The sequence below is a fragment of the Flavobacterium sp. UM26 genome, assembly GCF_057922445.1.
In genome coordinates, this window is record NZ_JBVHCY010000002.1 from 373,413 (window position 1) to 387,554 (window position 14,142).

The 14,142-nt window shown below is 33.6% G+C and carries 11 protein-coding genes; 1 reads left to right on the top strand and 10 read right to left on the bottom strand.

Annotation, left to right across the window (positions count from 1 at the left end; genetic code table 11):
• Positions 1 to 15: 15 nt before the first annotated feature.
• Positions 16 to 612: a GNAT family N-acetyltransferase gene (locus ACZ1AQ_RS04005; RefSeq protein ID WP_489631656.1), complete on the bottom strand. Its 597-nt coding sequence runs from the start codon at positions 610 to 612 to the stop codon at positions 16 to 18.
• 248 nt (positions 613 to 860) lie between these two features.
• On the opposite strand from ACZ1AQ_RS04005, the gene ACZ1AQ_RS04010 reads away from it, so the two are divergent.
• A complete protein-coding gene (locus tag ACZ1AQ_RS04010) occupies positions 861 to 3,683 on the top strand; it encodes a M16 family metallopeptidase (protein ID WP_489631657.1) in 2,823 nt (940 codons plus the stop codon).
• Between the two features lie 174 nt (positions 3,684 to 3,857).
• Here the strand turns inward: ACZ1AQ_RS04010 and ACZ1AQ_RS04015 are convergent, their stop codons facing one another.
• From ACZ1AQ_RS04015 to ACZ1AQ_RS04055, 9 genes are all read right to left on the bottom strand, one after another.
• A complete protein-coding gene (locus ACZ1AQ_RS04015; RefSeq protein ID WP_489631658.1) occupies positions 3,858 to 4,214 on the bottom strand; it encodes a hypothetical protein in 357 nt (118 codons plus the stop codon).
• 115 nt (positions 4,215 to 4,329) lie between these two features.
• Positions 4,330 to 5,508 (bottom strand): AIR synthase related protein, encoded by a 1,179-nt coding sequence (locus tag ACZ1AQ_RS04020; protein WP_489631659.1) that lies wholly within the window; start codon positions 5,506 to 5,508, stop codon positions 4,330 to 4,332.
• A gap of 142 nt (positions 5,509 to 5,650) precedes the next feature.
• A complete protein-coding gene (locus tag ACZ1AQ_RS04025; RefSeq protein ID WP_489631660.1) occupies positions 5,651 to 7,132 on the bottom strand; it encodes a carboxypeptidase regulatory-like domain-containing protein in 1,482 nt (493 codons plus the stop codon).
• A 44-nt stretch (positions 7,133 to 7,176) separates the two neighbouring features.
• Positions 7,177 to 8,538 (bottom strand): CsgG/HfaB family protein, encoded by a 1,362-nt coding sequence (locus ACZ1AQ_RS04030; protein ID WP_489631661.1) that lies wholly within the window; start codon positions 8,536 to 8,538, stop codon positions 7,177 to 7,179.
• Between the two features lie 3 nt (positions 8,539 to 8,541).
• Positions 8,542 to 8,943 carry a curli production assembly/transport component CsgF gene (locus ACZ1AQ_RS04035; protein ID WP_489631662.1) on the bottom strand — a complete coding sequence of 134 codons (402 nt, stop codon included), beginning with the start codon at positions 8,941 to 8,943 and terminating at the stop codon, positions 8,542 to 8,544.
• A gap of 9 nt (positions 8,944 to 8,952) precedes the next feature.
• Positions 8,953 to 9,684: a CsgE family curli-type amyloid fiber assembly protein gene (locus tag ACZ1AQ_RS04040; protein WP_489631663.1), complete on the bottom strand. Its 732-nt coding sequence runs from the start codon at positions 9,682 to 9,684 to the stop codon at positions 8,953 to 8,955.
• A gap of 34 nt (positions 9,685 to 9,718) precedes the next feature.
• The gene (locus ACZ1AQ_RS04045) at positions 9,719 to 10,237 is read right to left on the bottom strand and encodes a hypothetical protein (RefSeq protein ID WP_489631665.1); all 519 of its coding nucleotides are present in this window, start codon (positions 10,235 to 10,237) and stop codon (positions 9,719 to 9,721) included.
• Positions 10,238 to 10,299: 62 nt separating this feature from the next.
• Complete coding sequence (locus ACZ1AQ_RS04050) at positions 10,300 to 11,469, bottom strand: hypothetical protein (RefSeq protein ID WP_489631666.1); 1,170 nt, start codon at positions 11,467 to 11,469, stop codon at positions 10,300 to 10,302.
• Positions 11,470 to 11,812: 343 nt separating this feature from the next.
• On the bottom strand, positions 11,813 to 14,002 hold the full coding sequence (locus ACZ1AQ_RS04055; protein ID WP_489631667.1) for a glutamine synthetase III family protein: 2,190 nt from the start codon (positions 14,000 to 14,002) through the stop codon (positions 11,813 to 11,815).
• Between the last annotated feature and the right edge of the window lie 140 nt (positions 14,003 to 14,142).

Below are 14,142 nucleotides of genomic sequence, written 5' to 3' on the forward strand. Positions count from 1 at the left end.
CTTTTTGGAAAGAGACTACAATTGCTTTTCCAAATTCATTTTTACCTTATCAAACCACTCGTCCTTCAAAATACTCAAAATAATACTATCTCTTCGTATTTCGGGAGTATGCGTAGGCATATGATTTCTCAAAATACCTTCCACCGTGCAACCAATACGCTTCATCGCAGCAATACTGCGTTGGTTATTGGCATCGGCTCTAAATTCTACGCGCTCCATACCTAAAGTCTCGAAAGCAAAACGAAGCAACAAATATTTGCAATGCTTGTTGAGTCCGGTTCCTCTAAAATCTTTACCATACCAAGTGTAGCCCAATTGCAGCGTTTTGAATTCAAAATTGATGTCATAAAAACGTGTGCTTCCAGCATATTTTTCCGATTGTTTATCGTAAATAATAAAAGGAAATTCTTTCCCATTTTCCTTCGCTTTTAAAGCTAATCGAATGTATTTTTCAAGATTGGCTAAACCATCGGCTTTCACTAACGAGAATTCCCAAGTTTCAGGTTCTTGCAAAGAAATATCCATAAGGTATTTAGTATCAGTAGCTTCTAGAGGACGCAACAACACTCGCTCATCTTCTAGAAGAATTTCAGAAAACAAATCAAAGTTCATAAAGCAATTTTTATAATTGATAAAGATAAAAAAGACCTTTTCTTTCCTACAAAAGAAACACTTTTTATTATTGCAAAAGCCAATAAATTAATAGTTAGCTTATAAATTAAATCCTTAAATTCGTTTCATATATGTATATTTTTTTTAGAGTTCATTTATGTATCGTCTTTTACTTATTGATGTTTGTTTGCAACAAAACTGTTGTCAATGGCGATTTCATAGTAAAATAATCAAAGCAATTTTCTTTTATGAAACCAAAAATGTTCGCTCTTTTATTGGCTTGTTTCCTAAGTCAATTTTATGTTCAAGCTCAAACCAAATCCAACACCGAATTTGATGTCCCGTTTGAAGAATACACCTTGCCCAATGGCCTTCGTGTTATTCTGCACGTTGACAAATCAGATCCTGTAGTAGCTGTAGCCTTGACTACTCATGTGGGATCCGCAAGAGAAATTCAAGGAAGAACCGGTTTTGCACATTTGTTTGAACATTTGTTATTCTTAGAATCTGAGAATTTAGGCAAAGGCGGCTTAGATAAAATGAGTGCACGAATTGGTGGTGAGGGTGCTAACGGTTCCACTAGTCGAGACCGAACCAATTATTACCAGACCGTACCCAAAGACGCTTTGGAGAAAATGATTTGGGCCGAAGCAGATAAACTAGGCTTTTTTATCAATACCGTAACCGAACCTGTTTTAGCCAAAGAAAAACAAGTGGTAAAAAACGAAAAACGTCAAAGCTATGACAATCGTCCCTACGGAAACAACCCAGCAGTTATTAATAAAAATTTATATCCTGCAAACCATCCATACAATTGGGAAGTAATTGGTTCTTTGGAAGATTTACAAAATGCCACACTCGATGACGTCAAAAATTTCTACAACAAATGGTATGTTCCCAACAATGTAATCTTGACCATTGCCGGTGATTTTGAACCCAAACAAGCCAAACAATGGATAGAGAAATACTTTGGTGAAATCAAAAGAGGACCTGCTGTTCCTGAAATGGAAAAGCAAGAAGTAAGACTTACCGAAACCAAAAAACGCTATTTTGAAGATAATTTTGCTCGAGTTCCTCAATTAACCCTTGCTTGGCCAACTGTATACGAATACCATCCTGATAGCTACGCGTTGGAAGTACTTGCTTCGTATTTATCCAAAGGAAAAAAAGCGCCTTTGTATCGTTCTTTAGTAGAAAATAAAAAAGTAACTGATGACGTAAGAATTTACCAATACAATTCAGAAATAGCAGGACAATACATGCTTACTGTAAGAGCATTTGATAAAACCGATTTAAATCTTGTAATGGAAGGCATCGAAGAAGGATTCGCTCTTTTTGAAAAAGAAGGTATTGCTCAAGAGGATTTAAACCGAATCAAAGCCAAACAAGAAACGGATTTTTATTCTGGTTTATCGAGTGTTTTAGGCAAAGGATTTCAGTTGGCACAATACGCCATTTACACCGACTCCCCTTCTTACATCAAGGAAGACATTGAGAGAATACAAGGAGTTACTGTTGATGATGTTATACGAGTTTACGAAAAATATATTAAAGGAAAACATTTTGTAGCTTCAAGTTTTGTTCCCAAAAATCAGACAAACTTGATATTGAAAAATTCGGTAGCAGAAAACATAGTCGAAGAGAAAATTATTGCTGGCAACGAAGCAGAATTTGATGCCAATGTAACCGCAACCTACCCAAAAACGCCTTCAAGTTTTGACCGTAGCATCGAACCTCCTTATGGAGATGCACCAACAGTAAAAACGCCAGCCGTATGGAAACAAAGACTTTCATCTGGCTTAAATATATATGGAATTGAAAACAATGAAGTTCCTTTAATAACTTTTAATCTACAAATAAAAGGAGGGCTTTTATTAGAAAAGAAAAACAAAATTGGGGTATCAAATCTATTGGCTAGTTTGCTTACCAAAGGAACCCAAAACAAAACTACAGAAGAATTAGAAAATGCTATTGAAATCTTGGGGGCTTCTATCCGAGTGGATGCTGCAGATAATGCGATTGTGGTTTCGGGATCTTGTTTGTCCAAAAACTATGACAAAACTATGGAATTGGTTCAAGAGATTATTACTCAACCTCGCTGGGATACAAGTGAATTTGATTTGATTAAAAAAAGTACACTAAACCAAATTAACCAACAAAAAGCGGACCCAAGTAGTATTGCAAGAAACGAATTTAGAAAACTACTTTATGGTCCAGAAAGTCAGTTATACACTGTTTTGATTGGTACTGAAGAAACAGTAAACAACATCACTTTAGAAGATCTAAAAAAATATTATGCTGAAAATTTTTCGGCCTCAGTAACCAATTATCAGATTGTGGGAGCTGTAAAAAAAGCACAAGTTATAAATGCCATCGAACGCTTGAATAAAAATTGGAATGCCCAAAAAGTAGTCATTCCAATACCAGTAATTACGAATAAAAAAACAAAATCAACACTTTATTTTTATGATGTTCCTGGAGCAAAACAATCGGTTTTACGTATTGGTTCCATTGCATTGGCTGCAACAGATCCAGAGTATCATTTGGTAGATGTGATGAATTTTCGCTTGGGTGGCGGTGGATTTGCATCACAACTTACCCAACAATTGCGTGAAGAAAAAGGATATACCTATGGAATTACGTCTAACTTCATAGGGAATACTTATAAAGGAGCTTTTGTAATTACGAGTAGCGTGCGCTCCAACATTACTTTTGAAGCCGTTTCATTGATAAAAAATATTGTGGCTGACTATGGAAAAAACTTCTCCGAATCTGATTTGGAAATCACCAAAGGTTATTTGATTAAAAGTAATGCCAGAGCTTTTGAAACCTTGGACGCAAAACTTTATATGCTAAACGATATTTGTAATTATAACTATCCGAACGATTATGTAAAACAACAAGAAACAGAAACTAAAAACGTGACGGTAGCTGATATAAAGAAACTAGCCGATAAATACCTTAATGCAAATGAAATGATATATCTAATTGTAGGTGATGCCGCAACACAATTAGAAAAATTAGAGCAAATTGGTTTTGGAAAACCAGTACTCTTGAATCCTAAACAATAAAAGTTATTTCATTAGGTACGGTATTTAGCCCAGACCGAAGTGGAAAGCCCGGAGCAAAAAAAATTGATTTTTCTTGTTCTAAAAGAGCGACTAACAGAAGCTCCTTTTAGAATGTAGAAAAATCATTTTTTTTGTGAGGACTTGTAACGGAGCGCTGGAAATAGCTCCTAAAAATTATTCGTTGAACTCGTCGTAGCGAACGGGAACTTGAGGGTCGTATACTGGACATTTGAACTCTTCGAGCGTGTCGGCCAATAGATTCATCGTTTTTCCATCGGTGCCGGAGCAGTCGATTTGAATGCTTTGCGGTGTAGTTTTGACCTGAAAAGCACCTTTGCCTTTGGTGTTTTTCCAACTATTGTCGTCTACTTTTTCCCAAGTAGCGAAAACGCTATTCAACCGATTTAAAATAACCTCAACCGGTAAATCTTCTAAACCCTCAACAATTTCTTGTTCGACCAAGGCTTCGTAAACCAAATGATGATTCAGGTAAATACCCTCTTGATAGCGCCAAAAAAGTAGTTCGTACATAGGGAAAAGGGGTTAGGGTTTAAGATTGTTTAAAATGGTTTAAAAGTTTAAGGTTTAAGGTTGTTTAAAAGATGTAATCGTCAGTTGCTTAAACCATTTTAAACTTTTAAACAATTTAGTATTCGAAAGTACCGTATTCGCTGTTGATGGTTAGTTTTTTGGCATCCGAAGCTTCTACTCTACCTACAATTTTCGCATCGACATTAAACGATTTTGAAATCGCAATAATGTCTTGTGCAATAGCTTCTGGAACGTACAACTCCATTCGGTGTCCGCAATTGAATACTTGATACATCTCTTTCCAATCGGTTTTGGATTGCTCTTGAATCAGTTGAAACAAAGGTGGCACTGGGAATAAATTGTCTTTTATAATGTGTAAATTATTGACAAAATGCAAGATTTTAGTTTGTGCTCCTCCACTACAGTGTACCATTCCGTGTACTTCGTTAGCAGAATATTTATCTAAAATAGCCTTAATAATTGGCGCATACGTTCTGGTTGGCGATAAGACCAATTTACCCGCATCGATAGGTGAATTTTCTACTGCATCAGTCAATTTTACTTGCCCAGAATAAATCAATTCTGAAGGAACAGCGGCATCGAAACTCTCAGGATATTTGGCTGCTAAGTATTTCTCGAAAACGTCGTGACGGGCAGAAGTCAATCCGTTACTTCCCATTCCTCCGTTGTATTCTTTTTCATAAGTGGCTTGACCAAAAGATGCCAAACCAACAATAACATCGCCGGCTTGAATATTGGCGTTGTCAATTACATCGGCACGTTTCATACGAGCGGTAACCGTAGAATCTACAATGATGGTACGAACTAAATCACCTACATCGGCCGTTTCGCCACCAGTAGAATGAATAGTCACTCCAAAAGTAGCCAGTTCCTGAATTAATTCTTCTGTACCGTTAATGATTGCCGAGATAACTTCAGCAGGAATTAGATTTTTATTCCTTCCGATAGTAGAAGAAAGTAAAATATTGTCGGTAGCTCCTACACACAACAAATCATCAATATTCATAATTAATGCATCTTGTGCAATGCCTTTCCAAACCGAGATATCCCCAGTTTCTTTCCAATACATGTAGGCCAATGAGGATTTTGTTCCAGCACCATCGGCATGCATGATCAAACAATAGTCTTGATCTTGGGTTAAATAATCGGGTACAATTTTACAGAATGCTTGAGGAAATAAACCTTTGTCTATATTTTTAATAGCATTATGCACATCTTCTTTGGATGCCGAAACACCGCGTTGTGCATATCTTTTAGAAGTATCTGAACTCATGAAATTAGTTTGTGTTGATGTGGTGCAAAGATAACCAGTTTTTTTAAATTCTTGGTTTAAACCAGAGGTTGCGACATAAAAAAACCGATAGATTCTAAAATCATATCGGTTTTAAAAACAAAACTAAAAAATGAAGTGGTATTTATTTCCAATCAGGCATAGATGCACCTGAAAATAAGGTTGTCCTTGAATCCGAATCAGACAAATTAACTTTCTGTATGTTTTTTGAAGAGATTCCATCATTTGAAGTATTCACAAAAATAACTTCAGCTTGATTAGGTGAGAATCTCACATCTAAATCGTTAAAACCAGAAAGCTTTTTAGACGCAATTTCTTGGGTTGTTTTGGTTATTGTGTTAAATATAAACATTCTAGAATCCAAAGATCTGTACTCAAGATTTTGAAACCCGCTTACATCTCGCGAATAAACAATACTACTTTTATCAAAACTAATATCTAATCCGCTGTATGCACCACTCATTCCAGTGGAAACGGTGTACTGAAAAGTCCCAGAAATAGATATAACGTAAACTTCGACATCATAACCAATATTATTATTTACTTTTAAAACAATAGAACTGCCATCATTACTCCAAACACATTCTGAAATAAATTTGCCATTTGGTGTTTGGTAAATTTGAGATAAGCCAGTTCCATCAGCATTAATCTTATAAAGTTTATCAAAATTTGGATAAATCAATTGACTTCCAGTTGTATTCCAGCTATAGCCTACATGTTCCATATTAAAACCTGCTATAGGAACAGTATTTGTTATTTTCTTAATTGATGACCCGTCGGTATTCATGGTGTATATATGATTTTGAGAACCATCAGAACTTATATAAGCAATTTTTCCCGAATTATTATTTCTTCTTGGGCGATAACAATTGCTATTTGAGGAAGAAATTTGTAGTTGACCTCCTAAATCATTGGCAGTAAAAATCACATTATTTGAATTAATTTTCTTAACAAATAAATATCTACCATCTGGAAATGGGAGTGTTGTAAATGAAAAAATCACACTATTCACTGGTGAATTAATACCATCAGAAACAGAAACTTGCCAAAAATATTTAGTATTATAACTTAAATTAGATAAGTCTAAGCTTGCTGTTTTCAAATCAGTATAAGTTATTGTAGCATCAGTAGCAGCATTTTTTAAAGTAACCGAGTAAGTCAAAGGATCTTTATCTATATCGGTGGCACTCCAAGTTAAATTTAAGTTTATAGATTGATTGGATGCATTATCTATAGGAGAAGATAAAACAGGAACAGTTGGAGGCTTATTATTAGTTGTAGAGGTTTCTAATTCAAAAACAACTTGACCTGTAGTATTTATAACAACATTTATAGGTTCAAATTTAGCCAAAAAGCCATCTTTTTGAGCTTGTACAGAATACTCCCCTGTTGGCACATCAACAATTGTAAAGTAACCCTCTTCATCTGTAAAAATTGTACTAGTAGTAGGACTAGTGGTAATCTTAGCATTTTCTATAGGTTCAAAATTAACTTTATCGACAACTCGACCTTTAATGGTTCCAAAACCTGTATCTTCAATTTGTTCCTCATTACAAGACAAAAGAATTATTACAAAAAATACGGTTAAGAATTTAACATATTTCATAGACTATAATTTTCAAAGATTAAAAACAACTTAAACGATAATTACTATTTGTTAAATTTTAGTTTCTTTGGAAAATAATAAGTAATCCCTAAACCAAAACGCCAATAAAAATCATCTCTAATACCATTCTTTATATAATCAAGATTATCCGTAAAAGTTATATTGTATTCTCCAAAAATTTTAACTCCAAAATTATTTGTGAGTAGATATTCTAATCCGCCTCCAAATTGAGTTTTAGCATGTACGTTTTCTAATTTTGAGTTAAAACCTGTTCCTGTTCCTATATAAAGATAAGGGCTAACAAAATTATAGGGAAGTACTAAAAATTCTAAGTTTGCATCAAGAGTAGCATAGCCAACATCAAGCTTATCTTTGTTACCAAGTCTGAATACATTGGTTGAAGCACTAACACTTAAATGAGGGGTAAAATAAAATTTCATGGCTCCTCTACCGTAAGGTTTAACTACTGGATTTGCATAATCTCCATCCATTAAGCTAACTCCTCCAGCAGCTTCAATACCAAATCTTCCTCTTTTTCTATTTCTTTCTTTAGCGTAAAGTAATTCTTCATCAGCAATTGTTTTTTGATTCTCAAAATTTGAAATAAGGTCATCAACTACTTTTTTAGGAGCTTTGGATTCCCATAATTTATCTTTCAACCCTTCAATTACAATTGTCTCTACTGCTTTTTCTATGGCCTCTGTAACGGCCAATTGCATGGGCTCATTTCTGGTAAATCCTGTTTCAACCTCTAATAATCTTTTGATATTTACATATTTGAATAAATTAGCATCTACGGATTGGGATAAAATTGTTTTTGAAATATATACCGTGTTTAAGATTTTCCCATTAGAAGTAGAAACTAATCTCAAGTAGACTGTAACACGATCTTGCTTGTATCGAACAGATCCGCCAGTGCCAAAGTATCTAGCACCAAATCCGCCAGTGAGAATATTTGAATCATAAGAAATGATTCCTCCCTCTAAAAGTACCCCTGCAAAAAGAAGTGGGGTAAGGGTTTGTTTAGAATTAGGATTAAACTCTTCTCTAGTAGATCTAATAATATTACGTTCATTTAAAAGGTTTCCAAGGTTTTCTCTTTCAATTGGTGTAAACCATTTAGAATCTTCAAGAGCATTTATCAATATAGAAGTAGCACCCTGCGTTACTGCGGTACTAAAGGAACTTCCGTTTTCGGTAGGTTTGTACTGTCCTGTTTGATCTTTAAATTTATACACTCCAACTACTATCGGTTCTTTTGGTGGAGGCAAATTCTTAAGATTTATGGTTGCTGCAGTATTTTCACCAAAATTAGCATTTTGAATACCAACTGGCTGATCTAGGTATGCTTTACAGCTTGATAATATTAATAAAATAACAAAATAGGTAAATTTGAGGTGCTTCATTGTCTAGCTCTTTGGTATTAAAACTATAGTTTGCTCTCCTGTTGATGTATTTAATATTTTAACTGACAATCCTTCTAAAGTTGTAGTCACATCAACTGCTAAATTTCCGAACACATAAGAACCAGGTTTTAGTCCATCATTACCAAATTGAAGGTTTAAAGCTAAGCTGCTAATTCTACTAAGAATTTGACTGTTTAGATTTTCTTTAAATCGTTCAAGCTCTGTTAACGTTTTACTATTAGGATCTCTTTCTTTTAATTTATTCTGAGCTTCTGCTGAACTTAATAACCATTGATAATTAAATGTGTCCCCACCAAAAGCTGGATTAATTGGTTTGTAAACCAAATCTTGACAAAACATTGCATTATAGGTTAAAAAGAAAAAACAGCTAATAAATAATCTCATAATAATAAATTAATATTGTGTTATAAATTTCTCTTGCTTTATTAGATTTTTAAAATACGTTAGAACCTCATCAGCCACATAACTGGCCATCTCTTTCAAAAAATCTTCATCTGGCTGAGTAATAAACTCCGCAATAGAGTTGTCATCTACACTAACAATTATCCTACTGGTTCTCCCAAATGATAGCTCTTCTTGTATTTTGACAATTTTTGAAGTACGTATTTTTAAATTGTTATAGGCATTAAAGAAAAACTCGTAAAATTCAGCTCCAAACTTCGTTTTTGTATCGTTAGATACTATTGCTATGGGCAATATACCATCTGGCACTTGTTTATTTTCTTGCTTTTGAGTCATTTGTTTTTGAAATACGACTCTATCCTTCCCAACTAACTTTAAATTATCATCGTATATCAATAATAAAATAATAATATCATCATCATCATTGAAGTTAACTTGCACCTTGGAAAGGTTAATTTTTTGGTTTCCTTTTAATATTACTCTACCTTCTTGATTGGTATTATTGTTGTTTTTCGAAACATTATTAGTTTTGAATACGGTTAACTTATAAGAAAAACTTTTATTGAACCCCTCAAAGTTTTCAAGAGTAGGCTCTACCATAAGTATGTTTTCTACAACTTTAATTTCAATTTTAGGCTTTATAGTTAAATCATCAGCATTTTGTGCTAATCCAGAAGAAAAGCAACAAAGAGTAATGAACTTTATAATTAAATATCTATTCATGATGAATTGATTATTTTAATTCTAAAAAAACAAATTAGTTGAGGCTAATTACTGAAACAGTTCTAGATGAACCAATTTGTTGAATTGTCATGTCCTTTGAAATTGAATTAAGACCTGTACTCAAAATGTTTAAGTTAGATCCTTTCTGAAAAAATCTTTGATTAGTATCACTATTTTTATTTTTGCCAAAATCAATAATAACATTATTACTCCCATTTTGCTCAACAAACATATTTATGGTTTTTGCATCTTTATATGAGTAAATAAAATTATTTCTTCCATCTTGGATAACATTTGTAATTGAGGAAACTTCTGCATTTTTAATAATTGTAGCATCATTAAAACTCCCAATCTGAATAATTGCTACTTGATTATCTACATTCTTTGCTTTAAAACTTGTTTCTTCTTGAGATTTTAAAAACAAAGACTTATTCTTCTGACTGGAAGTCATGAATAATTCATCTTCTTTAGACTGGGAAAATAACACGTGGCTAACACCCAAAATAAGTAGCATTAAAAAACAGCATTGTATCGAATTTACTTTTGCTTTCATTTTCAAATTTTATAAAAAGAGAGTTGGATTTACCAACTCTCTTTATTAGTTCTATTTTTTTTTTAGTTTTGTGTAACCGAACTAGTATTTGAATTACCATTTTGTAAAACAGTACTTACGTGGTTGTTTCCTGATTGAAACAAAGTAGATTTATTTGAATTTCCTACTTGTAATACATACTCTTTATTACCATTACCTTCTTGTGTAGATTTCAAAATGTTAAAATCACCATATTGAAAGCCATACGATTTATTTCCATCACCAATTTGAACTTGCTCAGATTTGTTTTTGTAACCTCCTTGTGAAACATAAGCAGTATTACTGTTACCGTCTTGAGTTTGCTCTGCTACATTAAATCCGTGATCCAACACTGGGTGACCACCAACTGGACTAACACCTACAAAAGATGAAGGAATATCTCCTCCCAATACATCGCTTGGATGTTGATTACCAGTAGATCCTTGGTCAATAGTAGCTTTATTACCATTGCCTGTTTGGGTTTGTTTCGCCCAATCATTCCCAAGAATTGCATTACCTCCTACAATTTGATCTTGCCAAATAGTTGCTGTATTTGAATCACCCAATTGAACTTGGTAAGCTTTGTTATCTGTATTACTTTGAGAAATAAACCCAGCGTTTCCAACTCCATCTTGCATTTGATCAGCTAAATTACCAGTTGCTAAGAACGTTGAAGGATTGATCCCTTGAAAAATCTCAGCTTTATTTTTGTTTGAACCAGCTGATGCTACTGCAGCTGATGCTGAACCATTATTGCTAGAATATTGTTCTTGTTTAGCAGTATTTCCGTTACCATTTTGTTTAACAGTTGCATAATTGTTGTCATATCTTTGCTTTTGAGTAGAGCTATTACCGTCACCTTTTTGGTTAGCATATGCAAAGTTATTTTCAGCAAATCCAACTCCTTGATTAATTTTAGCTTCATTGCCATTACCATTTTGAACTACCTTAGCCTTATTACCATCTCCATTTTGTTTAATGTCTGATGTATTCTTCATACCAGCTACGTCTGATGTTTGTAAAACTTCAGCATCGTTGTTTAAGGCTGTTGTAACACTACCTGTAGTCTTTTGACTAATCGTGGATTTATTTTTTCCAGTTTGTGTGACAGCTGCGGTATCACTATTACCTGTCTGAGAAACGGTACTTGTGTTCTGACCATAACTTAAACTCATTGCTAGCAATCCGAAGATGCTTAAAACTACTTTTTTCATAATAAATATATTTAATTGGTTATTAATACAATTTCTTATGTAGGTTTTTAAAAGTAATTAGGGCATTTACTTTTTAGAAATAAACATTATTAATTGTTAAACAAATAAATTTTGTTTATTTACAAAGCCAAAGATAGAATGGTTTTAATATACTTCAAAAAAGTAAAATACTGTATTTTAAGCATTTAACAAACTTTTCGATGAAATGTAAATCTTGTCCGACCAACTACAATTTCAAGAAAAAAACACGTAGGTAAAATATTATAAAAAAAATCTTTGCTGTTTTACAAAAAAAAAAGGGAACCATAATTAGGTTCCCTTTAGATGTAACTTTCAATATTTATTACTTAATAAATAATAATTCTCTGTATTTGGTTAAAGTCCATAATTCATTATCAACAAGTAACTCAAGTTTATCACAGTGGTTACGAATTTCCTCAAAATAAGGTTTTACTTTATTACAGTATGCCTCAGCCATTTCTTGTGCACTCGTTAGGCTGTTAGCAACTTTTCTTTCGTTAGTCATCAAAGCAACTTTTGAATTGATTCCTTCGATGTGACCTGAGATTTGTTTAATCAAAATGATTTGTTCTTTTGCTATATTTTCGTATTCTGATCCAAAAATATCTTTTAATCCTTTTACATTTTCTATCAAAGTATTTTGGTAACGAATTGCTGTCGGAATTACGTGATTCTTAGAAATATCCCCTAAAACACGTCCCTCTATCTGAATTTTCTTTGTATACTCTTCTAATTCAATTTCATAGCGAGCTTCAACCTCTACATGATTCATAATACCTAACTCTGAAAATAAATCTAAAGCTTTTTTAGATGCTCTAGCTTTTAGTGCCTCAGGTGTCGTTTTGAAATTACTCAATCCTCTTTTTGCTGCTTCATTAGCCCATGCTTCACTGTAGCCATCTCCTTCAAAAAGAATCTTTTTAGATTGTTTGATGTACTCTCTTATCACATTGAAAATAGCATCATCTTTTTTCATGCCTTTAGATTCAATTAAAGCATCAACTTCTACTTTAAAATCTCTCAACTGTTTTGCCACAATAGCATTCAACGTAGTCATTGCATTAGAACAGTTTGCAGAAGAACCTACGGCTCTAAACTCAAATTTATTTCCTGTAAAGGCAAATGGAGAAGTTCTATTTCTATCTGTATTATCTAAAAGTACGTCTGGAATTTTACCAACTACGTTCAATTTTAAATCTGTTTTTTCTTCTGGAGATAATTTTCCAGCCGTTACACCTTCCAATTCAGCTAACACTTTTGTTAATTGTTCTCCAATAAAAACAGAAATAATTGCTGGTGGTGCCTCATTGGCTCCTAACCTATGATCATTACTTGCGGTAGCGATCGAAGCTCTTAATAGTTCTTCATAATCATTAACAGCTTTGATTGTATTTACAAAGAAAGTCAAAAATTGCAAGTTACTCATCGGCGTTTTACTTGGGCTTAACAAGTTCACTCCAGTATCTGTAGCCAATGACCAGTTATTGTGTTTACCAGAACCATTAACACCTTTGAATGGTTTTTCGTGAAGTAAAACTTTGAAATCATGTCGTTCAGCCACTTTTCCCATCACATCCATCAATAAACAATTGTGGTCAACCGCTAGGTTCGTTTCTTCAAAAATTGGCGCTAACTCAAATTGGTTTGGAGCAACCTCATTATGACGTGTTTTAACAGGAATCCCAAGCAACATGCACTCTTGCTCAAGATCTCTCATAAAAGTTAAAGCTCGTGATGGAATAGAACCAAAATAATGATCATCCAACTGTTGCCCTTTTGCTGAAGTATGCCCTAATAAAGTTCTACCTGTCATCATCAAGTCGGGACGAGAATTTGCCAAAGATTTATCGATTAAGAAATATTCTTGCTCCCAACCTAAAGTTGCCGTTACTTTCTTTACATTTTTATCAAAATACTTACACACTTCAGTCGCAGCTTCATCCATAGCTGATAAAGCTCTTAATAATGGAATTTTATTATCTAACGCTTCGCCAGTATACGAAATAAAAATGGTTGGTATACACAAAGTTGTACCATAAATAAAAGCTGGAGATGTTGGATCCCAAGCAGTATAACCTCTTGCCTCAAACGTATTTCTTATCCCTCCATTTGGAAAACTTGATGCATCTGGCTCTTGCTGTACCAATTGTGCTCCACCAAATTTTTCTACGGGATCACTTCCATCATAAGAAGTTTCAAAAAAAGCATCATGCTTCTCCGCTGTAGTACCCGTTAATGGTTGAAACCAATGTGTGTAATGAGTAACTCCTTTAGACAAGGCCCACTCTTTCATTCCCATTGCTATGTAATCTGCAATTTTTCTATCAATTTTGGTTCCATGCAAAATGGCACCTTTTACTGCTTTGTAAGCATCTGAAGTCAAATATTGCTTCATGGCTTTATCATTAAAAACATTCGAACCAAAAAGAGATGACTTCCTATCTGATTCCTCAAATTTTACCGGCTTTCTATTCGATGCTTCTCTTAAAGCTTGAAAACGTATTGTAGACATAGTAATGATTTTTAGTTGTTAGTACATTATTTTTTTATTGTAACAAATATAAGTAATTACACTTTTAGAGTCGAACATTAAAATTTAATAATTGGACAAAAAAGCAACAGAATAAAAAAAATCAATTCCATAAGCACATT

Bases quoted from the DNA above. Each gene is read 5' to 3' on its own strand.
- ACZ1AQ_RS04005 (WP_489631656.1), bottom strand. From the start codon at position 612: ATGAACTTTGATTTGTTTTCTGAAATTCTTCTAGAAGATGAGCGAGTG.
- ACZ1AQ_RS04010 (WP_489631657.1), top strand. From the start codon at position 861: ATGAAACCAAAAATGTTCGCTCTTTTATTGGCTTGTTTCCTAAGTCAA.
- ACZ1AQ_RS04015 (WP_489631658.1), bottom strand. From the start codon at position 4,214: ATGTACGAACTACTTTTTTGGCGCTATCAAGAGGGTATTTACCTGAAT.
- ACZ1AQ_RS04020 (WP_489631659.1), bottom strand. From the start codon at position 5,508: ATGAGTTCAGATACTTCTAAAAGATATGCACAACGCGGTGTTTCGGCA.
- ACZ1AQ_RS04025 (WP_489631660.1), bottom strand. From the start codon at position 7,132: ATGAAATATGTTAAATTCTTAACCGTATTTTTTGTAATAATTCTTTTG.
- ACZ1AQ_RS04030 (WP_489631661.1), bottom strand. From the start codon at position 8,538: ATGAAGCACCTCAAATTTACCTATTTTGTTATTTTATTAATATTATCA.
- ACZ1AQ_RS04035 (WP_489631662.1), bottom strand. From the start codon at position 8,943: ATGAGATTATTTATTAGCTGTTTTTTCTTTTTAACCTATAATGCAATG.
- ACZ1AQ_RS04040 (WP_489631663.1), bottom strand. From the start codon at position 9,684: ATGAATAGATATTTAATTATAAAGTTCATTACTCTTTGTTGCTTTTCT.
- ACZ1AQ_RS04045 (WP_489631665.1), bottom strand. From the start codon at position 10,237: ATGAAAGCAAAAGTAAATTCGATACAATGCTGTTTTTTAATGCTACTT.
- ACZ1AQ_RS04050 (WP_489631666.1), bottom strand. From the start codon at position 11,469: ATGAAAAAAGTAGTTTTAAGCATCTTCGGATTGCTAGCAATGAGTTTA.
- ACZ1AQ_RS04055 (WP_489631667.1), bottom strand. From the start codon at position 14,002: ATGTCTACAATACGTTTTCAAGCTTTAAGAGAAGCATCGAATAGAAAG.